Origin of the sequence: Pseudomonas sp. AN3A02 (assembly GCF_011765255.1) — a bacterium.
Taxonomy (GTDB): domain Bacteria; phylum Pseudomonadota; class Gammaproteobacteria; order Pseudomonadales; family Pseudomonadaceae; genus Aquipseudomonas.
Genome location: NZ_JAARNI010000001.1, coordinates 1,701,944 through 1,723,969 on the forward strand (window position 1 = coordinate 1,701,944; position 22,026 = coordinate 1,723,969).

21 protein-coding genes and 1 tRNA gene are annotated in these 22,026 nt (G+C 60.8%); 7 read left to right on the forward strand and 15 right to left on the reverse strand.

The annotated features are described in order from the left end of the window. Positions 1-13 precede the first annotated feature (13 nt). From HBJ59_RS07820 to HBJ59_RS07845, 6 genes are all read right to left on the reverse strand, one after another. Complete coding sequence (locus tag HBJ59_RS07820) at positions 14-1,045, reverse strand: ABC transporter ATP-binding protein (RefSeq protein ID WP_167663172.1); 1,032 nt, start codon at positions 1,043-1,045, stop codon at positions 14-16. Continuing rightward, positions 1,042-1,836 (reverse strand): ABC transporter permease subunit, encoded by a 795-nt coding sequence (locus HBJ59_RS07825; RefSeq protein ID WP_167663173.1) that lies wholly within the window; start codon positions 1,834-1,836, stop codon positions 1,042-1,044. Before HBJ59_RS07825 ends, HBJ59_RS07820 begins: the two co-directional genes overlap by 4 nt. Further along, entirely contained in the window at positions 1,833-2,654 is an 822-nt protein-coding gene (locus HBJ59_RS07830) for an ABC transporter permease (protein WP_167663174.1), read from the reverse strand. Before HBJ59_RS07830 ends, HBJ59_RS07825 begins: the two co-directional genes overlap by 4 nt. Beyond that, a complete protein-coding gene (locus tag HBJ59_RS07835; RefSeq protein ID WP_167663175.1) occupies positions 2,655-3,659 on the reverse strand; it encodes an ABC transporter substrate-binding protein in 1,005 nt (334 codons plus the stop codon). After that, positions 3,659-4,663, reverse strand: coding sequence for a LacI family DNA-binding transcriptional regulator (locus tag HBJ59_RS07840; protein WP_167663176.1), 1,005 nt, complete (start codon positions 4,661-4,663; stop codon positions 3,659-3,661). The genes HBJ59_RS07835 and HBJ59_RS07840 overlap by 1 nt, the downstream gene beginning before the upstream one ends. A gap of 360 nt (positions 4,664-5,023) precedes the next feature. Then, positions 5,024-5,692 (reverse strand): DUF2268 domain-containing putative Zn-dependent protease, encoded by a 669-nt coding sequence (locus tag HBJ59_RS07845; RefSeq protein WP_076017052.1) that lies wholly within the window; start codon positions 5,690-5,692, stop codon positions 5,024-5,026. Positions 5,693-5,876: 184 nt separating this feature from the next. On the opposite strand from HBJ59_RS07845, the gene HBJ59_RS07850 reads away from it, so the two are divergent. Further along, entirely contained in the window at positions 5,877-6,974 is a 1,098-nt protein-coding gene (locus HBJ59_RS07850) for a carboxynorspermidine decarboxylase (protein ID WP_057438683.1), read from the forward strand. A gap of 29 nt (positions 6,975-7,003) precedes the next feature. Next, on the forward strand, positions 7,004-8,248 hold the full coding sequence (locus tag HBJ59_RS07855; RefSeq protein WP_017475085.1) for a saccharopine dehydrogenase family protein: 1,245 nt from the start codon (positions 7,004-7,006) through the stop codon (positions 8,246-8,248). A 201-nt stretch (positions 8,249-8,449) separates the two neighbouring features. Here HBJ59_RS07855 and HBJ59_RS07860 read toward each other — a convergent pair whose 3' ends face one another. From HBJ59_RS07860 to HBJ59_RS07870, 3 genes are all read right to left on the reverse strand, one after another. Continuing rightward, positions 8,450-10,723, reverse strand: coding sequence for a hypothetical protein (locus HBJ59_RS07860; protein ID WP_167663177.1), 2,274 nt, complete (start codon positions 10,721-10,723; stop codon positions 8,450-8,452). A gap of 51 nt (positions 10,724-10,774) precedes the next feature. Next, a tRNA-Lys gene (locus HBJ59_RS07865) sits at positions 10,775-10,849 on the reverse strand. A gap of 250 nt (positions 10,850-11,099) precedes the next feature. Beyond that, positions 11,100-11,879, reverse strand: coding sequence for an IclR family transcriptional regulator (locus HBJ59_RS07870; RefSeq protein ID WP_076017050.1), 780 nt, complete (start codon positions 11,877-11,879; stop codon positions 11,100-11,102). Between the two features lie 215 nt (positions 11,880-12,094). On the opposite strand from HBJ59_RS07870, the gene HBJ59_RS07875 reads away from it, so the two are divergent. Genes HBJ59_RS07875 through HBJ59_RS07890 form a run of 4 tightly spaced genes read left to right on the forward strand, consistent with a single transcriptional unit; the run spans position 12,095 to position 15,553 of the window. After that, entirely contained in the window at positions 12,095-12,877 is a 783-nt protein-coding gene (locus tag HBJ59_RS07875; RefSeq protein WP_167663178.1) for an ABC transporter substrate-binding protein, read from the forward strand. Then, the gene (locus HBJ59_RS07880) at positions 12,874-13,542 is read left to right on the forward strand and encodes an amino acid ABC transporter permease (protein WP_167663179.1); all 669 of its coding nucleotides are present in this window, start codon (positions 12,874-12,876) and stop codon (positions 13,540-13,542) included. The genes HBJ59_RS07875 and HBJ59_RS07880 overlap by 4 nt, the downstream gene beginning before the upstream one ends. Further along, entirely contained in the window at positions 13,539-14,291 is a 753-nt protein-coding gene (locus HBJ59_RS07885) for an amino acid ABC transporter ATP-binding protein (protein WP_063030951.1), read from the forward strand. The genes HBJ59_RS07880 and HBJ59_RS07885 overlap by 4 nt, the downstream gene beginning before the upstream one ends. Next, positions 14,288-15,553: an FAD-binding oxidoreductase gene (locus HBJ59_RS07890; RefSeq protein WP_167663180.1), complete on the forward strand. Its 1,266-nt coding sequence runs from the start codon at positions 14,288-14,290 to the stop codon at positions 15,551-15,553. The genes HBJ59_RS07885 and HBJ59_RS07890 overlap by 4 nt, the downstream gene beginning before the upstream one ends. A gap of 62 nt (positions 15,554-15,615) precedes the next feature. Here HBJ59_RS07890 and HBJ59_RS07895 read toward each other — a convergent pair whose 3' ends face one another. Continuing rightward, positions 15,616-16,302 carry a M24 family metallopeptidase gene (locus HBJ59_RS07895; RefSeq protein WP_167663181.1) on the reverse strand — a complete coding sequence of 229 codons (687 nt, stop codon included), beginning with the start codon at positions 16,300-16,302 and terminating at the stop codon, positions 15,616-15,618. 391 nt (positions 16,303-16,693) lie between these two features. Here HBJ59_RS07895 and HBJ59_RS07900 point away from each other — a divergent pair, with 391 nt between their 5' ends. After that, positions 16,694-17,029, forward strand: coding sequence for a DUF6124 family protein (locus HBJ59_RS07900; protein ID WP_076017044.1), 336 nt, complete (start codon positions 16,694-16,696; stop codon positions 17,027-17,029). 45 nt (positions 17,030-17,074) lie between these two features. Here HBJ59_RS07900 and glsB read toward each other — a convergent pair whose 3' ends face one another. From glsB to HBJ59_RS07925, 5 genes are all read right to left on the reverse strand, one after another. Then, the gene (gene glsB / locus HBJ59_RS07905) at positions 17,075-17,983 is read right to left on the reverse strand and encodes a glutaminase B (protein WP_010171887.1); all 909 of its coding nucleotides are present in this window, start codon (positions 17,981-17,983) and stop codon (positions 17,075-17,077) included. A 92-nt stretch (positions 17,984-18,075) separates the two neighbouring features. Further along, positions 18,076-18,396, reverse strand: coding sequence for a hypothetical protein (locus HBJ59_RS07910; RefSeq protein WP_167663182.1), 321 nt, complete (start codon positions 18,394-18,396; stop codon positions 18,076-18,078). A 78-nt stretch (positions 18,397-18,474) separates the two neighbouring features. After that, complete coding sequence (locus HBJ59_RS07915) at positions 18,475-19,683, reverse strand: nucleoside permease (protein WP_178124249.1); 1,209 nt, start codon at positions 19,681-19,683, stop codon at positions 18,475-18,477. 42 nt (positions 19,684-19,725) lie between these two features. After that, a complete protein-coding gene (locus tag HBJ59_RS07920; protein ID WP_167663184.1) occupies positions 19,726-20,778 on the reverse strand; it encodes a sugar phosphate isomerase/epimerase in 1,053 nt (350 codons plus the stop codon). A 14-nt stretch (positions 20,779-20,792) separates the two neighbouring features. Next, entirely contained in the window at positions 20,793-21,923 is a 1,131-nt protein-coding gene (locus tag HBJ59_RS07925; protein WP_178124260.1) for a Gfo/Idh/MocA family protein, read from the reverse strand. Positions 21,924-22,026 lie beyond the last annotated feature (103 nt).

The following is a 22,026-nucleotide window of genomic DNA, read 5'->3' on the forward strand; positions in this document are numbered from 1 at the left end:
AGGCTCTCTGAAGTCAGGCATGCAGGGTGAACAGCTTGTGTGGGGCGATGGCCAGGGCAATCGGCGCGCCGACGGCGTGAAGCTGGTTGTCGCTGCTGTCCACCAGCAGCGGTTGCGGGCCACCGACATCCACCAGCAGGCGGCTTTGGGCGCCCTGGAAAAACTGCGCCAGCAAATGCCCGTGCAGGTGCCCTTCGCTCTCCATCACCCGCAGGTGCTCGGGGCGGCAGTACACGGTGGCCGGCAGATGGGGCTCGTGCCACGGCAGTTCGCCGCCACACACTTTCAAGCCATGAGCCGTGCGATCCACCACCGAAAAGGCATTCAGGTTGCCCACAAAGCCTGCAACAAACGCGTTGGCCGGCTGCTGGTAGATCTCCCGCGGGCTGGCCAGTTGCGCGATACGCCCCTGCTCCATCACCAGGATGCGATCTCCCAGGGCCATGGCTTCTCCCTGATCGTGGGTGACGAACACCGAGGTGATGCCCAGGCCGCGCAATAGCTGATCCAGCTCGCTGCGCAGGCGCTCACGCAACTGTGCGTCGAGCGCTGCCAACGGCTCATCCAGCAACAGCACTTTGGGCCGAGGCGCCAAGGCGCGAGCCAGTGCCACACGCTGACGCTGGCCGCCGGACAGTTCATGGATGCTGCGCTTGCCATGGTTCTGCAGGCCCACCAGCTCCAGCAGTTCGTCACAGCGCTTGTTGCGCTCTGCCGGCACGACGCCGCGAATTTTTAGGCCATAGACGATATTGCCGGCCACATTCAGGTTGGGGAACAAGGCGTAATTCTGGAACACCATGCCCACATCACGGCGCTCGATGGGCAGGCGCGTGACGTCGGTGTCACCGAAAAAAACCTGGCCCACGTCGGGACGCTCAAGGCCGGCGATCAAGCGCAAGGTGGTGGTTTTGCCACAACCGGACGGGCCGAGAATGGCCAGGGTTTCGCCGCCCTCGATGGTCAGGTCGAGGTTCTGCACAGCAACGGTGCCGTCGGCGAATGCCTTGCGGCAACCCTTCAGGCGAATGGTGATAGCGGTCATCGACGCTCTCCACGAGACAGACGAGCACTGATGGCCTGCAACGCAATCAGCAGCGGTACGATCATCAGCAAAAAGATAAGGGTGTAGGCGCTGGCGATTTCCAGGCGGGCCGAGGCATAGCTGTCAGCGAGGCCGACGGGCAAGGTCTTGGTCATCGGCGTGTGGAGCATCCAGGTCAGGTTGAACTCCCCCAGCGACAAGGTAACGACCATCAGCACTCCGGCGAGAATCCCCGCCCGGCAATTAGGCACTACCACACTGAAAAAGCGTCGAACGGGGCCTGCGCCCAAACTGGCGGCGGCCTCTTCCAGAACCGGCAGTTGCTGGCGTTGCATCACCGCCATCACCGGGCGCACCAGGAACGGTAAGGTGAACAACACATGCCCCACCAGGATGAACAACCAACTGCTGCGAAACCCGCCGAACTGGCCGTAGGTCAGCAACAACGCCAGGGCACTGGCCAGGCCGGGCATGGCCACCGGCAGCACCATCAATTCCTCGAAGGCGCGGCTGAAGCGGTTGTTCATGCGCACCAAGGCATACGCCGCCGGTACGCCGATCACGCAGACGCTTACTGCGCAGGCCAGGGCCAATTGCAGCGAGAGCCAGACCGTCGGCGAGTAGGCCTGCCAGACCTGGATCAACCAGTCGAAGGTCAGGCCGCTGGACAGGCCGACAAAGAAATTGCGCGTCAGCCCCGCCAGCAAAGACATCAATACCGGCACCAACATGAAGGCGCAGACCAGCAAGGTAAACAGCAACTGGATGAAAAACAGCGATGAGCGCTTCACAGGACGGTCCCCGCGTTTTTCACCAGGCGCCGCGTCAGCAACAACACGGCCCAGGTCACCGCGCCGAGCACCACGGAGAGTGCCGCTGCTACCGCAAAGTTGGCGTAGTTGGTGAACACGTTATAGATAGCGACGGGCGTCACGTTCAGCCGCGTGCCCAGGGTGAACGCCGTGCCGAAGGCGCCCATGGACGTGGCAAAACAGATCGCCCCGCAGGATGCCAGGGCCGGCGCCAGGCCCGGCACGATCACGTCGCACACCACACGCCAATGCCCGGCCCCCAGTGAATGGGCGGCTTCCTCGAGGCTGCGGTCGAGGCTTTCACACGCCGCCATTACCGTGAGGATCACCCGAGGAATCGAGAAGTACAGGTAGCCGACAAACAACCCTGCCAAGGAATAGGCAAAGATCCAGCGTTCACCGGCCAACTGAAGCCCGAGGGCGGCAAACAAGCCCTGGCGGCCCGCCAGCAGGATCACCAGGAAGCCCACCACCACACCGGGGAACGCCAGGGGAAACGTCAACAACGCTACCAGCGCCGAGCGCCCGAAAAATTGCTGGCGGGCGAGAAACACACCCGTAATGCCGCCCACCAGCAGCGCCGCCAACGTCACCAGCACCGCGAGCACGCAGGTTTGCGCCAGGCTGCACAGGTATTGCGCGCTGCTCAGCACTTGCCAGTAACCGCTGCCGTGGCTATCGCGGCTTTCGCCGCCCAGCACTATCAAGTGCGCCAGCGGCAACAGCCAGAACGCGAGCAGCACCGCAAACGCCGGGGCCAGCGCCCAGGCGGGATTTGGCCGCAAAAGTGCCTTCACCTACTTGACCTCACTCAGGTAACGCGCGGCGAAGGCTTCCTGCACGGCGGCCATTTTTTGGTAATCCACCACGCCGGCGCGGGCGTAGTCGCTGTCCGGTAGAAACTGCGCGGCGACTTCCGCCGGCATCTTCATTGGCCGCACCGGACGCAGGTAGGCTTTGGCCCAAAGTGCCTGGCCCTCATCGGACAGAACGAAGTCCAGGACCTTTTCACCGTTGGCGCGATGCGGTGCGTTTGCCACCAGGCTCATCACGTACGGCACGCTGATGCTGCCTTCCTTGGGAATCACGAAGGCGACGTTCGCGTTGTCTTTGTAGCGGGCGCGATAGGCGTTGAAGTCGTAGTCCACCAGGATCGGCAACTCGCCGGAGAGCACCCGCGCATAGGCGGTTTGCTTGGGCACGATGGGGGCGTTTTTCGACAGCTTCTGAAAGTAGTCGATGGCCGGGGCGAAGTTATCGAGGTCGCCGCCCATGGCGCGGTTGATCGCCACCGCCGAGACGTAGCCGACGAAAGCGCTGGACGGGTCGAGGTAACCGACCATGCCTTTGTACTCAGGCTTGAGCAGGTCGGCCCAGCTTTGCGGCACCGGCAGCCCGCCCAGCGCGTCGACGTTGACCATGATGCCGAGGGTGCCGGAGTGAATCGCGAACCACTGGCCGTCCGGGTCTTTCAGGCCGGCGGGAATCTGTTCCCAGCCTTTGGGTTTATAGCCCTCCACCACCCCGGCCTTCTGCGCTTGCAGGCCGAACGTCACGCCGTAGTAGACAACATCGGCCACCGGCGCGGCTTTCTCGGCCACCAACTGCGCCAGGGACTGGCCGGAGTTTTTGTTGTCCAGCGGCACCTGCACACCGGTGGTCGCCGCGATGGCCTTGAGTTGCGAGCCCCAGTCCGCCCAGTCTGGCGGGCAGTTGTAGCAAATCGCGGTGTCGGCGGCCTGGGCCAGGCTGGCCGCGCCGCACAGCAGCAATGCCGCCAGGGTTTTACTGAGCATGCTCATTAAGCGTCTCCTTTATGTGGTTGGGTACTTTCGCCCGGCCGGATATGGCACGGCAGGCAGTGGGAAATCGGAGCGTTGCCGGCGATTTGCGCCAGCAGTTGGTCGATCACGGTGCTGGCCAACAGCGCGATGGGCTGCACCACGCTGCACAGCGTCGGGTGCATCTGGGTGCCGAGGGAAATGCCGTCAAACCCCATCACCGAGAGTTGTTCGGGCACGTTCCAGGCATGGCGGCGCAGTTCGGCGATCAGGCTGATGGCGAGAAAATCGTTGGAACACACCAGTGCTGTGGGGGCCTGGGGGCCTTGCAGGAAGGGTTCGATGGCGGCGAACTCGGCTTGGGTGTGGGCCGGCATTTCAATCACCGGTTGGCTATCGAGGCCGTACTCGCCCATGGCATCGCAATACCCGGCGTAGCGCAGGCGGGCCCGGTCGGACTGCAACGCGGGGCCGGCGACCATGGCGATCCGGCGATGGCCGGCTTCCAGCAGATAACGAGTAGCGAGGGCCATGCCGGCGCGGTTGTCCACCGAGACGGCGCTGTAGTTGGGGTTGTCGGGTTGGTGGTAGGCCAGCACGAACGGCGTTTCTTCCGTGGCCAGGCTGTGGAGCACGCTGTTGCTTTCGGCGTCGGTGACGGTCAGCACCAGGCCGTCGACGCGCTGGCGCAGCAGTTCTTCCACCACGCTGCTTTCGCGCTCGGCGCTGTAGTCGGTGGTCGCCAGCAACAGGTTATAGCCACGCAGGCGTGCGGCGCGCTCCATGGCCTGGAACTGCTCGGCGAACACCGGGTTAAGCAGGTTGGGCACCACCACGCCGATCAGGTTGGTGGTTTGCAGGCGCAATTGGCGGCCCAGCAGGTTGGGCCTGAAACCCAGCTCGCGGGCGGCGGCGAATACCTGTTCACGGGTGGCCGGGCGCACTTGTTCCGGGGAGGCAAAGGTGCGGGCGGCGGTCGCGCGGGATACGCCGGCCAGCCGCGCTACGTCTTTCAAATCAGTCATTGTCACTCGCTTGAGATCGATCTCATTGGCGAGGACAGTAACGGGGGAATGTGGCAGTCAGGCGATGGGGAGATGACGGTTTGATGTCAGTGCGGGCGGGGGTTTACTTGATGATCGTTCCCCACGCTCTGCGTGGGAACGCATCCCGTGACGCTCCGCGTCACCACTGCGCAAGACGTGAACCTTGCATCGCCCGATGGACGCAGAGCGTCCGAGGCGGCATTCCCACGCAGAGCGTGGGAACGATCACCATGGCGGTGTGTCAGGCAACCAGGTTGTCGTCTGTGCCGCCGCCTTCGCGGCCTCGCTAAAGCTCGACGGCTCCCACAGGGGATGGGGGGTGCTTGGTGGTTTTGTGTTTCAAGGCGGGGTCACGAGCCCTTGCTTGGTTGCATTGGCGAGTATGTCTTGGGCGGGCACGTTGACCCATGTGGCGGCGTCCACGTCGCCCTGCGTTGCCAGCCAGGCCTCCACCATCTGGTAGCCGAGCGTGTACCCCAACCACCTTGCCCGCGCGCCGGTACCAAAGAACCATTCGCTGTGGTCGTAATACGTGGCCTCGAGAAGCTGGCGGTCTACCGGGGAACTCAGCAGCTCCTGTGGTGCAAGCGCCCTTTCCCACAACTCCGGCTCACTGCCCAGCACCCGTCGCACAAACTGCCCGGCCAGGCCTTCACTGATCATCGCCTCCCCCAGCGTCCAGCCATAGCCGGGCCCTGCCATGCGCAGGCAATGATGCACTTCATGCACCACATGTCGGCGCAACGCGCCGCTTTGCAGGCTGGCGAGAAAATTCGGATTGTCGGGGTCAAGGGTCATGCTGAACAGGGTGCTGCGATAAGCGCGCCCCACCAGGCCCAGTTCCGGGAGGGTCTCCCCCGGCAATCGCTGGATCAGAATGTCCAGGCGCGGCGGCGGCATCAGCTGCGCAATGGCCTCGTAGGCGACTTCAAATTCACGGATCAGCTCAGGGCGAAACTGCGCCAGGCTCCCCGAAGCTTCCAGCCAATGCAGCGTCCATGCGTCCATTCTCACCTCTCGTCGCCAAAGCCGGGATGCGTTATCAAAGCGGCTCATCATACCGACGGGCTGTCATATTCACAGGCCAGCTTATAACCGGGCCAGCAAATTCCGCTGACTAACCTTTCGATCTGTCCCAAGTGCGGGCACAATGCGTGTCCTTTTTTGGCAGGCACCGCCGCAGGCTCTGAAAATGATCAAAACGCCGTACTACCTCATCGACAAACAGAAGCTTCTGGTCAACATGCAGAAGATCGCCTACGTGCGCGAACAGTCCGGCGCCAAGGCTCTGCTGGCCCTCAAGTGTTTCGCCACCTGGTCGGTGTTCGACCTGATGCAGGAATACATGGACGGCACCACCTCGTCGTCGTTGTACGAGCTGAAGCTGGGTCGCCAGAAGTTCGAAGGTGAAGCTCACGCCTACAGCGTGGCCTGGGCCGACGATGAAATCGAAGAGATGCTGGATAACTGCGACAAGATCATCTTCAACTCCATCAGCCAGCTGCAGCGCTTTGCCGAACGCAGCGAAGGCAAGACCCGCGGCCTGCGCGTCAACCCGCAAGTGAGCAGCTCCGACTACCTGCTGGCCGACCCGGCGCGCCCGTTCAGCCGTTTGGGCGAGTGGGACCCGGTTAAGATCGAAGGTGTGATCGAGCAGATCTCCGGCTTCATGTTCCACAACAACTGCGAGAACGGTGACTTCAACCTGTTCGACCAGATGCTCAACACCATCGAAGAACGCTTCGGCGCGCTGCTGCACAAGGTCAACTGGGTCAGCCTCGGCGGCGGCATCCACTTCACCGGTGAAGGCTATGCCATCGACGCCTTCTGCCAGCGCCTCAAGGCGTTCTCGCAGAAGTACGACGTGCAGGTGTACCTGGAACCCGGCGAAGCAGCGATCACCAACAGCGCCTCCCTGGAAGTGACCGTGCTCGACACCCTCTACAACGGCAAGAACCTCGCCGTGGTAGACAGCTCCATCGAAGCCCACCTGCTGGACCTGCTGATCTATCGCCTCAACGCCAAGCTGGCGCCAAGCGACGGTGAACATACCTACATGGTGTGCGGCAAGTCGTGCCTGGCCGGGGATATTTTCGGTGAGTATCAATTTGATCAGCCGCTGGCCATCGGCGATCGACTGTCGTTCATCGACACGGCAGGCTACACCATGGTCAAGAAAAACTGGTTCAACGGCCTGAAAATGCCGTCCATCGTAGTGAAACAACTCGACGGTACAGTCGAAGTGGTTCGTGAATTTGGTTACGACGACTACCTGTCCAGCCTTTCGTAAAGCGGACAGATAAAGGAGAGATAAAGCAATTGAAAAAGAACGTTCTTATCATTGGTGCAGGAGGTGTCGCCAAGGTGGTGGCCCACAAGTGCGCGCAGCACAACGACGAACTCGGTCGTATTGCTATCGCGTCGCGCAACATCTCCAAATGCCAGGCCATCATCGACAGCGTCAAGGCCAAGGGTAGCCTCAAGGTACCCGCCCAGATTCAAGCCTTTGCGCTGAACGCTTTGGACGTGGAAGCGACCAAGGCACTGATCCGCGAAACCGAATCGCAGATCGTCATCAACGTCGGTTCCGCGTTCCTCAACATGTCGGTACTGCGTGCCTGCATCGACACGGGCGTGGCGTACCTCGACACCGCCATCCACGAAGAGCCGGGCAAGGTCTGCGAGACCCCGCCGTGGTACGGCAACTACGAATGGAACCACCTGGAAGAGTGCAAACAGAAGAACATCACGGCCATTCTCGGCGTGGGCTTCGACCCGGGTGTCGTCAACGCGTATGCCGCGCTGGCGCAGCAAAAGCATTTCGACCGCATTGATTCGATCGACATTCTGGACGTCAATGCCGGCTCCCACGGCAAATATTTCGCCACCAATTTCGACCCGGAAATCAACTTCCGCGAATTCACCGGACAGGTGTGGAGCTGGCAGAACAGCCAGTGGACCAGCAACACCATGTTCGAAGTCAAACGCACCGACGACCTGCCTGTGGTCGGTTCGCAGAACCTGTACCTGACCGGCCACGATGAAGTGCACTCGCTGTCGAAAAACCTCGACGTGCCCAATGTGCGTTTCTGGATGAGCTTCGGCGAACACTACATCAACGTGTTCACCGTGCTGAAAAACCTCGGCCTGCTCTCCGAAAAACCGGTCACCACCGCCGAAGGCCTGGAAGTCGTGCCGCTGAAACTGGTCAAGGCCGTGCTGCCTGACCCGTCGTCGCTGGCACCGGGCTACACCGGCAAGACCTGCATCGGCGACCTGGTCAAGGGCACCAAGGATGGCCAGCCACGCGAGCTGTTCATCTACAACGTGGCCTGCCACGAAGAAGCCTTTGCCGAAACCGACAGCCAGGGCATCTCCTACACCGCCGGCGTGCCACCCGTGGCCGCAGCGCTGCTGGTTGCCCGTGGCGAGTGGGATGTGAAGCACATGGCCAACGTCGAGGAACTGCCGGCTGAGCCGTTCCTGAAAGCGCTGGACGTGATGGGGTTGCCGACTCGTATTAAAGACGAGAATGGTGATCGTGCTTGGGATGCGATTGCCTGATAGGCGAAAGTTGACCGAACAAAAAAATGCGCCCGAAGGGGCGCATTTTTTGTTGGGGCTCACACCCATCTCCAAGAATGATGAAGATCAAAATGTGGGAGCGGGCTTGCTCGCGAATGCGGTGTGCCAGTCACTGCATCTGGCGACTGATACACCGCATTCGCGAGCAAGCCCGCTCCCACACTTGAATCTTTAGCGTCACTACTGCTCAACAGCTCGGATTGAAGTAACTTCCTGCGGGGGTAGTAACCAATGCCGCGTCGTTGTCCATCCCAGAAAAACTCTCGCACCATCCTCAGTTGGAGCGCGCTGAGGCAATACTTCGCCAGCACAAGCCTTGCGCAAGCCGCTCATCAACGGCAGGAATCTTTCTCGAAAAGCCACTGGCTGAATGGCGAAATAAGCCTCAATAGACGCCAAGGCTTCTCTGCGATCATCTTCATCGAGCATCGCCAGGTAGAACACCATCTGGCGCCAGGCATAGGCGGTATTTTTGAGCATTATCAACCGAGCATGATAATGCTCGATCTTCATCTGATGCCGTCTACATATCCACTCAAAACACGCCTGCACCATGCTGCCTAATTTAGACCGTAGCAAAACCTTCAACCCAAGCGATTCAAACAATACCGCAAGGTTCTGCGTGGTTAAAATCTGCTGCTGCTCAAGAATGGTGCCATTGGTTGCCGGATGCCAAGTGCCTAACTCAGCTCCCGCACGCCCCGCGCACAAGGCCGCGAACGCATCGCTCGCCACTCGCGCTTGTCGCCGCCCTCGGGTGACGAGGCCGGCCAGCTCGTCGGTATCAATGGCGTAGTAACGTATATAAAGTGACCCTGCTATCACCGGCCCCGTTCGCCTGGCAGCGTCAGCGAACTTACTGGAAAACTGCCCCATGAAGATATCTGCAGCGACCTCTTCCACGAAGGGAAGATCTAGTTCCGCAGTGTCCGCCAGTGCTCCATATTCCTTGAGAAGCTTGTTAGGAAGGATAGCGTAAGGGAAGGCATGAAGCGTTAATGCCGCTGACTCAACGAGGGATTGTCTGGCGACACTGGCTGCACCAATGCCTGACTGCCGGTCGCGCTCAATTGCAGCAATCCAGGGCAACTCACTCAGGCCAACCTGACGCTCAAGATTCAACAGTAATAATGAACGCCGCCGACGGAACGCCCGGTAGGTCGAGGCGTAGACCATCCTCAACGCTTCGTCCCGCAACCCCGAGCTACTAAGCTGAGCGGTCATCGCCGGCAGCACCCGTGCGACTGTGTCACCCGAAGTGATCAGCCCATGCTTGATCAGTTCGCTAATCGTCCCGCTCCGACAGCGTTGAATACGGCGCAGGATCGCCGTTGGTATCGCGACACCCTCGGCCTGCGCACATTCCGATGCCTCCGCAGCAGTGAGCGGCGCGGCCAAATCGACAAAATCCGAAATGCCACTTTGCGCTGGATACTTGGACAGACGCTTTGCCACGACACGCGCAATTAGATGATGCTCTGGCCCCGCCACCTGGCGAAGCTGGTTCGCGCGGAACGCTAAGTGAGAGGCAGAGTCCGGAGTGCCATGTTTGCGCACGAAGTCATCGACAATTCGTCGTATACGACCTACCTGACGCCCTGTGAGCGATTCGGCATTGCGGGAGCATTGCTCCAGTAAAGAAAACAGTTCCGCCAAGCGGTCAGGTGAGCACCTGTCGATGCCAAGTTTTTTATAATTTTCCTCCAGTTCGGCCGCCTGCTCGTGCCACTGAGGTGGGTAATGACGGCAAGGCCAGCCAGCCTGATAAGTCAGGAGGAAATGTGCGATGGCCGAATCATAAAGGGGTAACCGTCTTGTGATCGCCTGTTTCTGCACAGCGATCTGAGTCTGAGCAGGCAAGGTTATAAGAGACTGCTTCACCTCACCCGCGTCAACGACATGTACCTGCGTGGCGGAGATCGGAAGCTGCGTAGAGATCGACGGAAAGAAACGCAATCGGTCAAAAAAAGGAACAATGGCCTCTATGAGGGCACGCGCCTCGTCAGTACGCCGCTGGCCTGACAACCAAGCCACGGTCAGTAACGCTGCCTCTTCCGGCACATCAACTCGATAGTCACAACTGGCCAGAAGCTGCTGCAGCGCATCAAGACCGTCATCTGTGAGATGCCAGGAATTGATATCCAACCGCTCAAACCCTCGACGAATCCCCGGGAGGGAGGCGGCCAGTTCACGCTCATAGTCGGTCAATTCGCCACCTGCCAACAGATTACCGGTAGCGAACCCCCCTGTAGTAACTTCCAGCGTAACCCAGGCGGAAACCTCAGCAATCGGGGTACGAGAGCCATACTCTGCGGTGCTTTGCAGAATGTGCGCAATAACCTGTTTCCAGCGCGAGATGCGTCTGCGGGCATTAAAACGGGCGAGAGGGCTACAAGTTTGATCGTGCGCAAGCAGTGCCCTGGACAGCTGGAAGACTGCATAACCTGCATCCATGCTAGTCACTCCGTGTGATCTGGAAGTATGTCCAGACTGCTGTGTAATGGATGGGTCCGGAGGCTGGATTCGAACCAGCGCCCACCCGGTTAAGAGCCGAGTGTTCTACCGCTGAACTACTCCGGAACAGTGGGCGCATTGTCGAGCAATGCCTTGAGAATGTGAAGGACCCCTACCCTTATTAAGATTTAACTGACGTAGATGGTTGCTTTCCTACAAGCACCCATAAATTTCAAAGAGTACTGAAGATCAAAATGTGGGAGCGGGCTTGCTCGCGAATGCGGTGTGCCAGTCACTGCATCTGGCGACTGATACACCGCATTCGCGAGCAAGCCCGCTCCCACATTTTTGATTTGCTGTGTTCTTGAGAATGGGGCTATTCAAGGTTGCGCGCCGAATTGCTCAACGCCCTTGAACACTGCAACAACGCCGGCGCCAACTGCTTCTCCGCATCCGCCCTGCTCCACCGACTGGTGGGCGCCACCACATGCACCGCCGCCACCGGCCGGCCATTCGCGCCCAACACCGGCGCGCCGATGGTCATGTCGCCCAGGAACAGCTCCTGGCCATTCACCGCATAGCCCTGCTCGCGCACCTGCTGCAACGACGCCATGATCCTGTCGACTTCAGTCAACGTTTGGCTGGTATGCGCCACCCGCTGGCTGTTCTCAATCAACACCAACGCCTCATCCTGCGGCAACGCACTCAAATACGCCCGGCCCGACGCCGTGCAGTACATCGGCACCCGCGAGCCAATCGGCATGTGTACCGGCACAAAGCCTGAGCTGACAAACCGCGCGATGTAGGTCATGTCGTAACCCGCAGGCTCGGTCAGGCACGAGGTTTCTCCGGTCAGGCGGGTCAATTCCGAGAGGAACGGGTTGGCCACCTCAATCAACGAATGCGCATCCAGATAACTGAAGCCCAACTCCAGCACCCGCGGTGTGAGTTGGTAATGGCGCGTGCGCGAGTGTTTCCGAAGGTAACCCAGGCTCTCCAGGGTAAATACCATGCGCTGGGCCGAGCTTTTGGTCATGCCGGCGGCCTCGGCCACCTCTGCAAGGCTCATGCTGCGGCGCTGTGCGCTGAATGCCTTGAGCACCGACAGGCCTTTTTCGAGGGATTGGTTGTGCAAGCTGTTGCGTTCTTCAGACATGGCGAACTCGCGGTCAGGTCGATCAAGCGTAGCGATATTTCTACACCAAACTGCGAAATTCGACCACTTAAAATCGCATACCGATACGAATGGTTCATTTTGTCGATTTTCTATACCGCCAAACGATTTTATTGAATCGAAATGGCATAGAGCTTGCGGTTTGCTTTCCAACCGCTTGCGGTACTGACGATCCGTTTTCCTTCTGGAGTAACCCGATGAACAGTCTTTCGCCCTTGTTTCGCCGCCTCGCCTTCGGTATTTGCGCCACCTTTTGCGTAGCAACCGTGCACGCCGCCGGTGCGGCCTCGTACAAAGTCGGTGCAACGGCCAGCGGTTCGCCGTTCACCTTCCTCGACATCAAGAGCAACAGCATCCAGGGCGTGATGGTCGACGTCGCCAATGCCGTGGGCAAGGCCGGTGGTTTCACCAGCGAAATCGAGCAGACCAACTTTGCCGCACTGATCCCGTCGCTCACCTCCGGCAAGCTCGACTTCATCGCCGCCGGCATGCTCAAGACCCCGGAGCGCGCCCAGGTGGTGGACTTCAGCGCGCCGGTGTATGCGTACGGTGAAGGGTTGATCATTAGCGAAGACGACAACGCCGCCTATCCCGACCTCAGATCCCTGAAAGACCAGGTGGTGGGTGTGCAAGCCGGCACGATCTTCTACGACATGCTCAACAAGCTGGGGATTTTCAAGGAAATCCGCACCTACGACTCCATCGGCGAAATGGTCCGCGACCTGAGCCTGGGCCGTATCAAGGCCGCCGTGGGTGACCAGCCTGTGGTGGCCTACCAGATCCGCCAGAAGCTGTTCAAAGGCGTGAAGCTCGCCGCCGACTACAAGCCGGTGAACGTCGGCGAGGTGTGCCTGGTGGTGCGCAAGGGCGACAGCGAAACCCTCGCCCGCCTGAACCAGGCCATCGCCAGCATCAAGGCTGACGGCACCCTGGACGCAATCCTCAAGAAGTGGGGACTTGATGCCCAGGTGCAACCATGAACCCGGCTGAATTCCTGCAAAACGCCCAGGACTTCTTGCCGATCCTGCTTCAAGGCGCCTGGGTGACGATTCAGATCACCGTACTGTCGTTCCTGCTCAGCAGTGCGATCGGCCTGGTGCTGGCGTTGCTCAAGCTGTCGCCGATCCGCGCGCTGTCGTGGGCAGCGAGCACCGTGATCAACGTGATTCGTGGCCTGCCGATCATCGTGCAGCTGTTCTACATCTACTTCGTGTTACCGGACATGGGCGTGCACCTCAGCGCATTCCAGGCGGGTGTGATCGGCATGGGCGTCGCCTACTCGGCGTACCAGGCGGAGAACTTCCGTACCGGCATCATCGCCGTCGAACAGGGCCAGCGTGAAGCCGCCGAAGCCCTGGGGATGCGCTCGGTGCTGATGATGCGCCGGGTGATCCTGCCCCAGGCCTTTCGAATCGCCTTGCCGCCCTACGGCAACACCCTGGTGATGATGCTCAAGGACTCGTCCCTGGTGTCGACCATCACCGTCGCCGAGATGACGCGCCAGGGCCAACTGATCGCCTCATCCACCTTCCAGAACATGACCGTCTACACCCTGGTCGCCCTGCTCTACCTGCTGATGAGCCTGCCGCTGGTGTATGGCCTGCGCCGCATGGAACAGCACCTGGGCCGGAGGAAAAAAGCATGATCGAGATTCGCCAACTGCAAAAACACTACGGCACCCATCGCGTGCTGCACGGCGTCGACCTGGACGTGGCCAAGGGCGAAGTGGTGTGCCTGATCGGCCCGTCCGGCTCGGGCAAATCCACCCTGTTGCGCTGCATCAACGCGCTGGAAGCCTACGACGGCGGCACCATCCGCGTATTCGGCGAGACCGTGCAGCGCAGCAGCAAGACCGTGCATGCCCTGCGCAGCCGCATGGGCATGGTGTTCCAGCGCTTCAACCTGTTCCCCCATCGCACCGTGCTGGAAAACGTGATGGAAGGCCCGGTTTACGTCAAAGGCGAACCGCTGAAACAGGCCCGCGAAGAAGCCCTGGCGCTGCTGGATAAAGTCGGCCTGTCAGCCAAGGCCGATGCTTACCCGGAACAACTCTCCGGCGGCCAGCAACAACGGGTGGCCATCGCCCGCGCACTGGCGATGAAGCCCGACGCCATGCTGTTCGACGAACCCACCTCGGCCCTCGACCCGGAACTGGTGGGCGATGTGCTGGAGGTGATGCGCACCCTGGCCGATGAAGGCATGACCATGATCGTGGTCACCCACGAAATGGGCTTTGCCCGGGAAGTGGCCGACCGCGTGTGCTTCCTGCACGGCGGCTACATCGTGGAGAGCGGGCCGGCCGAACAGGTGCTGGGCAACCCGCAACAACCACGTACCCAGGACTTCCTGCGCCGCGTGCTGCACCCCACCGCCAACACCCGGAGCCTGTCATGAAGTCACTCTGGGCCGCGACCGCGCCCGCTGCACCGCCGACACCCGCGCTGGCTGAGTCATTAAAGGTGGACGTGGCCATCGTCGGCGCCGGGTACACCGGCTTGTCCACGGCCCTGCACCTGGCGGAGCGCGGCGTGAGCGTGTGCGTGCTGGAGGCCAGCGAGCCCGGCTGGGGCGCGTCCGGGCGCAATGGCGGGCAGGTCAACCCGACGCTCAAATACGACCCGGATCAACTGGTGCAGAGGTATGGTGCCGAGCGCGCCGAGCCGCTGATCCATACCGTGTCCCACTCGGCGGACCTGGTGTTCAACCTTATCCAGCGCCATGGCATTGACTGCGCCCCCACGCGCAAGGGCTGGATGCAAGTTTCCTATTCCGAAAAAGGCGTGGCGGGCCTGCATGCTCGCGCCGAACAATGGGAGCGTCGCGGAGTGCCGGTGCAGCGCCTGGATGCCCGCGCGGTGTCCGCCCGCATGGGCAGCCAGGCGTTTGCCGGTGGCTGGCTGGATGGCCGTGCTGGCGCCATCCAGCCCCTGGCCTATGCGCGCGGCTTGGTGCGTGCAGCGCAGGCGGCGGGCGTACGCATCCACGGGCAAAGCGCCGTGACCGCGATGCAACAGGCGGGGGCTGGCTGGAAGTTGCAAACCGCCAGCGGCGCGCAGGTGTCTGCCGGCCAAGTGGTGCTGGCCACCAACGGCTACAGCGGCGACTTGTGGCCCGGCATGGCCCAGAGTGTGCTCGCGGCCAACAGCTTTATCGTCGCCACCCGCCCCTTGAGCGGCACTGCGGCAGAGAGCATTTTGCCCGGGCAGGAAACCGTCTCCACCGCCCAACGGCTGCTGCTGTACTTTCGCAAGGATGCCCATGGTCGCTTGCTGATGGGCGGGCGCGGACTGTTCGAAGACCCCACCGGCCCAGCGGATTTTGCGCACCTGGAACGCTCGCTGGCGTTGTTGTTTCCGCAGCTGGGCAAGCTGGACTTCGAGTACCGCTGGGCAGGACGGATCGCGATCACCCGGGACTTTATGCCCCACGTTCACGAACCTGCGCCGGGCTTGACCCTGGCGCTGGGTTGCAACGGGCGCGGGATTGCGTTGTGCACCAGCCTGGGCCAGCAACTGGCGGGACGTTTATGTGACAGCCGCTCGGACTTTTCCTATCCGGTAACTCCGCTGCAGCGACTACCCTTGCATGGGTTGCAGCGGTTCTACATTGGCGCGGGCGTGGCGTGGTACAGCTTGCTCGATCGCCTCTCCCTGTAGGAGCGAGCTTGCTCGCGAAAAACTCGAAGGCGCCGCGTCTCCTCAGGAGACCTGCGCCATCGTCAAAGCTCGCAGACCTCACCCTCGTCGCCGAAGAAATAGATATTCTCGTGCTTATACCCCCAGCGACCACCTCGCTCGCGAATATGCGGCTCAAAGGTAAAGCACGCCACCTCTTCAAGACGCCGGTGATTGCCCGCTTCGATGTAGAGCCTTTGGTCACGCTGTTCGCAGATGCTATGACCGACGTTGCCAGCGAAATCGAGGTTCTCGAAACCTTCGGATGCGATCAGGTCATTGGCGAATGCGTGGAGGTCGTTGAACGTGGTTTCAGGCCGGGCGAATGTGCGCATCATCGCGTGTAGCTGGTGCTCGACTTCATAGCCCCTGCTGAACTCCGCACCCGTCGGCACCGCCCGGCACACGCCTTCCTCCACATAGAAAGAGCGGGCGCAGTCGCCCCATACATTGCCCGCTCTTGGGCTTAAATCCACCGTGATCAGATTGTGCAAACCAACCGCTTCGTCACTGGGCCGATAGTCGCGCCCCGACACCGAAAGCATACTGCGCGAACCCAGCAACACGAAGGCCGGGCAGTCGTAATACCAGGTCTCCGGATAGCCGGAATCCGCGAGCATCTGCGTCGCCATTTCGGCGATGGAGGCTTCAGTTGACTGTGGCGTGATTCGCGTAACGAGCTGCTGCAGCACCGACTTGGCGGCGGTCTGGACGACACGATTGGGCAACATGGACCGTCTCTGACTGATGGGTGATTGCGTCGATAGTATCAGCAGCAGACCTGACCGCGCGGCTGGCGACAGATGAAGTTCGGGAAGAAACCGCTCTCGGATTTTTCCGACAGCTGTTTCAGGTTGTCGGTCGGACGGGGGCTGATTAACCTTCGCCGTCGCTGCCAATTCAGCGACCGGATTTGACCGTCCGCCTTCCCAAGTACACCTGTGCCAACATCGACTCAGGCGTTTTTTTCACGCCTGTTGTATCGTGTCGCGGCAGCTGTACGCGGGATACCTTCGGGTATGCCGGGTTTCCTTGGGACCGGTCGGTCAACCCGCGTATAGCTGCCACCCTAATTCGTTTGACCGCGAATCGTGGCAGCTCCACTTCCCTTGGAGTTTCACCATGATTAAAGACAGCCCCAATCCCCCTGGCCATTCAGACTTCGACACCAGCACACTGCACGAAGTGGCCTATCGCGCGATCAACCACTACCTCAATCCCGGCAAACCGATACCCGAACCTACCGATGGGCTCTTCACCGTGCGCGCCGACCTGGGCACGGAAACCCTGCTGGTCAACGCGTCCCAGGACCTGGCCTCCATCAGCGATATCGCCACCCACTTGGCCTTTGAAGTCGACGGAGCCCAACGCAATGTGGCGCTGGGCATCTGCCGCATGATCGAAGGCGTTCAATTGCTGGTCGACAAGGCACTGAATGTGACCCACCCAACGGCCTAAAACTTAGGCCAGCGCTCCTACGTAAAGCGTGGGAGCGATCAAGCCCTAGAACACCGACCACCCAATCCGCTCGCTCAACAACTCCAACGCCTTCATCCCCGCCAGCGAATTGCCCGCTGCATTCAACTCCGGCGACCAGACGCACACCGTAAACTGCCCCGGCACTACCGCGAGAATCCCGCCGCCTACCCCGCTCTTGCCTGGCAAGCCAACGCGATAAGCAAAATTCCCCGCCTCGTCATAGAGCCCGCTGGTGGCCATGATCGAGTTCACTTGCTTGGTCTGGCGCGCCGTCAGAATCTGCTCGCCGCTGTGAGTGCACACGCCTTCATTCGCCAGAAAGCAAAACGCCTTGGCCAAATCCAGGCAGCTCATCTGCAACGCGCAGTAGTTGAAGTAGCTGTGCAGCACCGCATCCACATCATTGTGGAAGTTGCCGAACGACTTCATCAGGTACGCCATGGCCGCATTGCGCGCGCCGTGCTGGGCTTCGGATTCAGCCACGACGCTGTTGACCAGAATCTGCGGATTGCCCGACAGCCGCCGCACAAAGTCGCGCATGGACAGGATCGGCACGGCAAAGCGCGATTGGTTGATGTCGCAGATTACCAATGCCCCGGCGTTGATAAACGGGTTACGTGGCCGCCCGCGCTCAAACTCCAGCTGCACCATGGAGTTGAACGGCTGCCCCGACGGTTCGTGGCCCAGGCGCTCCCAGATACTTTCGCCGCCATGGTCGATGGCCTGCACCAGGCTGAACACCTTGGAGATGCTCTGCACGGAGAACAGGGTGTGAGCATCGCCCGCGCAATAGAACGAGCCGTCATTGCCATACACGGCAATGCCCAACTGCTGCGCCGGTACGTCGGCCAGTGCGGGGATGTAGTCGGCGACCTTGCCGAGGCCGATCAGCGGACGAACTTCGTCGAGGATCGACTCCAACAGGGCCTGCATGTTTTGTTCTGGCATGGTTTGGGAATAGTTGTTGAGCGGGGCGCGGAGGATACCTGAAACAACGGGCCCAGGCAGGCCTGCCAACCCTTGAGTTAATAGGCCTCGCCTTCGTCGCCCCGAATATTGGCAGAGAAGGCGCGGGCTATTTCCCTGGCTTTTTCAAGGGTCTCATCGCTGTAGACAAATGCTATCGAGCCGCGACGGTAATCGAAGTAGTACTGCTGCTGCGTCACCGGAGAGGTCCAGAACGCTGTGTCATTACCACTGATGGTAACGGTTTCACCGGTCTTGGGATTAACACCGACTGTCTCACTTTCGAGGTTCATCGATGGGTCATTCGCACAAAACGAATGCCATTCTTCAGGCGAGATTGTGCTGCTTTCGGCTCTCTTGATGTGGATCTCATACGCCATTGGCATCTACTCCGGACAGGTGATTGGGGCACCGACGTTACCAGAAAGTTGGCTCCGCCGGCGCACCTGCAGCGCCTGTCACACCTTCTCCCGCCCCTTGAACGCCACCGAAAAACAAAAAAAGATCAACAACGCAAAACCCGCCGGAAACAGCCAGATGCTGCGCCAGTCATGGCTGCCACCTGCCGCCACATAGTGGTCGGTCACCTGCCCCGCCACCCAGAATCCAATCAGCATCCCCACGCCATAAGTCGCCAGGGTAATCAGCCCCTGGGCCGAACTCCTGAAGCGCTCCGGCGCTTTCGCATCGGTGTAAATCTGCCCCGAAACGAAGAAGAAGTCATAGCAGATGCCATGCAGCGCAATCCCGGTAAACAGCATGAACGCCAGTTCGCCGTTGTTGCCGTAGGCGAACAGCGCATAGCGCAGCGCCCAGGCCAGCATGCCGACCAGCAGCGCGATCTTGATGCCGAACCGCTGGATAAACAGCGGCAACAGCAGCATGAACAGCACTTCGGACACCTGCCCTATGGCCATCTTCGCGGTGGGATTGGTCACGCCGATTTCCGCAAGAAACGGGTTGGCGTTCTGGTAGTAAAACGCCAGGGGAATGCAGATCAGGATCGAGGCGATGAAGAACACCAGGTAGCTGCGATCCTTTAATAACCCCAGCGCATCCAGCCCCAGCAGCTGCTTGATATCGCCACTGCCCGCCTCGGCTTTCAAGGGCGCAGTGCGCGGCAAGGTGAAGCTGTAGAAACCCAGCAACAGTGACGCGATGGCAGACATCAGGAAGGTGTTGCGCAACGCGCCCGTGGTGATCGACTGCTGGGAGTCCCAGGCGAATACAAAACTGATCACCAACCCCGCGACGATCCAGCCCAAGGTGCCCCACACGCGGATGCGCGAAAACTCCTGCGCCGGGTCGCTCATTTGCCGGAAGGCCACCGAGTTCACCAGCGCCAGGGTTGGCATGTAGATGACCATGTACGCGAGCACGTAAGGGTAAAACCCGATGAAGTCCGGCGCGCGGTACAGCTGGTAGAGCAGCACTGCGCCGATCAGGTGCAGCACGGCCAGGATGCGCTCGGCATTGAAGTAACGGTCGGCGATCAGGCCGATGATAAACGGCGCGATGATCGCCCCCCACGACTGGGTTGAAAACGCCATGCCGATTTGCCCACCACTGGCCCCCAGGTTGCTGGCGAGGAAGGTGCCGAGGGTGACGAACCAGCCGCCCCAGATAAAGAATTGCAGGAACATCATGACGCTCAGTCGCGCTTTCATTGGGGTCACCGTTTTATTGTTATTTTGGGTCAGAAGCGGTGTTCAGGCGTCGGGCAGGCCCAGCAGCCGTCGGTTGGAGTGCTCGTCGGACGTCACGCCGGCGAAGTCGTCGAATGCCTTTTTGGTCTTGCGGATCATGTGCTGCTGGATGAACGTCGCCCCTTCTGCCGCGCCTTGTTGCGCATCCTTCAGGCAGCACTCCCACTCCAGCACGGCCCAGCCGCTGAAGTCGTACTGGGTGAGCTTGCTGAAGATCGATTTGAAGTCGATCTGGCCGTCGCCCAGCGAGCGGAAGCGACCGGGACGGTCGACCCATCCTTGATAGCCTCCGTAGACACCGGAACGTGCATCGGGGCGGAACTCAGCATCCTTGACGTGGAACATGCGGATGCGCGCGTGGTAACGGTCGATAAAGCCCAGGTAATCCATTTGCTGCAACAGCAGGTGGCTGGGGTCGTAGAGAATGTTGGCGCGGGGATGGTGATCGACGGCGTCGAGGAAGCGTTCAAAAGAGGCGCCGTCGTGCAGGTCTTCGCCGGGATGGATTTCGTAGCAGAGGTCGACGCCGGCGGCTTCGAAGCAGTCGAGGATCGGCAGCCAGCGCTTGGCCAACTCAGCGAAGCCTTGTTCCACCAGGCCGCTGGGGCGTTGTGGCCAGGGGTAAATGTACGGCCAGAGCAACGCGCCCGAGAAGGTCGCATGGGCCTTTAAACCAAGGCGCTGGCTGGCGCGGGCGGCGAGTTTCAATTGCTCGATGGCCCACTCGGTACGTGCCTGGGGTTGGCCCCGCAGATGGGCAGGGGCGAAGTCGTCGAACAGCGTATCGAACGCTGGGTGAACCGCCACGAGCTGGCCTTGCAGGTGGGTCGACAGTTCGCTGATTTCGACACCGGCGTTGGCACAGGTTGCCTTGAGTTCGTCGCAGTAGGCTTGGCTTTCGGCGGCGCGGGCCAAGTCGATATAGCGAGTGCCGAGGGTCGGCAGTTGGATCGCCTTGTAGCCCTGGGATGCCGCCCATTGGGCGATGTTGGCCAGGGTGTCGAAAGGTGCTTCGTCCGAGATGAACTGGGCGAGAAAAATGCCGGGGCCGCGCATGTTTGTAGTCTCCTTCATGAGTGGGCTGCCAAGGTGGTCCACTTCGCGTCGCCGCGATGGTTGCTGATCACGGCTTCGATAAAGGCCATGCCGCGTACGCCGACTTCGATGCCGGGCACGCCAGCGGCCGCGGTGCCTTGGCGAATGGCCGTGGCAAAGTCGCGGTAGAGGTTGGCCATGGCTTCGAGGTAACCCTCGGGATGCCCGGCAGGCAGGCGCATGCGTTGCAGTGCCGCGTCGCACAGCCAGGGCTGGCCGACGCCGGAACGCAGGACGCGCAGGGGTTGATCGAGGGAGCGATGGATCAGGCTGGCGGGTTCTTCCTGGCGCCATTCCAGGCCACCTTTGTCGCCATAGAGGCGGATCTTCAGCGGGTTCTCTTCACCGGCACACACTTGGCTGGCGATCAGCACGCCGCTCGCGCCGGAGGCCATCTTGAACAGCATGGCGGCATCGTCATCCAGTTGCCGGCCGGGTACGTGGATGCCCAGGCTGGCGCAAAGCTGTTCGATCGGTTGGTCGGCGATGAACTCGGCCAGGGAAAACGCGTGGGTGCCGATGTCGCCGATGCAGCCGCCGAGCCCCGACAGCTCGGGCCGGCCACGCCACTCAGCCTGTTTGCTGCCCTGCCCGGCCACGTCCTGGCTGAGCCAGCCTTGTGGGTACTCGACGATCACTTTGCGCAGTGCGCCGATGACGCCATTGCGCACCATGTCGCGGGCCTGCCACACCATCGGGTAGCCCAGGTAAGTGTGTGCCAGTCCGTAAAGCCCGGCGCTATTTTTGACGACTTCTGCCAGCGCCTGCACTTCGGCAAGGTTCAATGCCGCAGGCTTCTCGCTGAACACATGGAAGCCGGCCTGCAACGCCTGGGTCGCGATGGGTGCGTGCAGATGATTGGGGGTAACGATCACCAGCAGTTGCATGCGCTGCCCGGCCGGGAGCGCCTGTTCGGCGGCCAGCATCTGTTGCCAGTCGCTGTAGCAGCGGGACGCAGGCAAGCCCAGCGCATTGCCGGTGTTGCGATTGTTCTCGGCCTGGCGACTGAAGGCACCGCACACCAGTTCAAAGCATCCATCCAGCCCCGCCGCCTGGCGGTGGGCCTGGCCGATGAAGGCGCCTTCACCGCCGCCAACAAAGCCCATTCTTATTTTTTGCACAGCAGCCGTCATCGCAAGTCTTCTCTTTTTGGGTCATTACCGGCCATGATGTAACCGGTTACATCGTGCCGGAAATTTAGGCCCAGTT

Coding starts and splice junctions, on each gene's coding strand:
- HBJ59_RS07820 (WP_167663172.1), bottom strand. CDS start 1,045: ATGACCGCTATCACCATTCGCCTGAAGGGTTGCCGCAAGGCATTCGCC.
- HBJ59_RS07835 (WP_167663175.1), bottom strand. CDS start 3,659: ATGAGCATGCTCAGTAAAACCCTGGCGGCATTGCTGCTGTGCGGCGCG.
- HBJ59_RS07840 (WP_167663176.1), bottom strand. CDS start 4,663: ATGACTGATTTGAAAGACGTAGCGCGGCTGGCCGGCGTATCCCGCGCG.
- HBJ59_RS07845 (WP_076017052.1), bottom strand. CDS start 5,692: ATGGACGCATGGACGCTGCATTGGCTGGAAGCTTCGGGGAGCCTGGCG.
- HBJ59_RS07850 (WP_057438683.1), top strand. CDS start 5,877: ATGATCAAAACGCCGTACTACCTCATCGACAAACAGAAGCTTCTGGTC.
- HBJ59_RS07860 (WP_167663177.1), bottom strand. CDS start 10,723: ATGGATGCAGGTTATGCAGTCTTCCAGCTGTCCAGGGCACTGCTTGCG.
- HBJ59_RS07870 (WP_076017050.1), bottom strand. CDS start 11,879: ATGTCTGAAGAACGCAACAGCTTGCACAACCAATCCCTCGAAAAAGGC.
- HBJ59_RS07875 (WP_167663178.1), top strand. CDS start 12,095: ATGAACAGTCTTTCGCCCTTGTTTCGCCGCCTCGCCTTCGGTATTTGC.
- HBJ59_RS07880 (WP_167663179.1), top strand. CDS start 12,874: ATGAACCCGGCTGAATTCCTGCAAAACGCCCAGGACTTCTTGCCGATC.
- HBJ59_RS07885 (WP_063030951.1), top strand. CDS start 13,539: ATGATCGAGATTCGCCAACTGCAAAAACACTACGGCACCCATCGCGTG.
- HBJ59_RS07890 (WP_167663180.1), top strand. CDS start 14,288: ATGAAGTCACTCTGGGCCGCGACCGCGCCCGCTGCACCGCCGACACCC.
- HBJ59_RS07895 (WP_167663181.1), bottom strand. CDS start 16,302: ATGTTGCCCAATCGTGTCGTCCAGACCGCCGCCAAGTCGGTGCTGCAG.
- HBJ59_RS07900 (WP_076017044.1), top strand. CDS start 16,694: ATGATTAAAGACAGCCCCAATCCCCCTGGCCATTCAGACTTCGACACC.
- glsB (WP_010171887.1), bottom strand. CDS start 17,983: ATGCAGGCCCTGTTGGAGTCGATCCTCGACGAAGTTCGTCCGCTGATC.
- HBJ59_RS07910 (WP_167663182.1), bottom strand. CDS start 18,396: ATGGCGTATGAGATCCACATCAAGAGAGCCGAAAGCAGCACAATCTCG.
- HBJ59_RS07915 (WP_178124249.1), bottom strand. CDS start 19,683: ATGAAAGCGCGACTGAGCGTCATGATGTTCCTGCAATTCTTTATCTGG.
- HBJ59_RS07920 (WP_167663184.1), bottom strand. CDS start 20,778: ATGCGCGGCCCCGGCATTTTTCTCGCCCAGTTCATCTCGGACGAAGCA.
- HBJ59_RS07925 (WP_178124260.1), bottom strand. CDS start 21,923: ATGGGCTTTGTTGGCGGCGGTGAAGGCGCCTTCATCGGCCAGGCCCAC.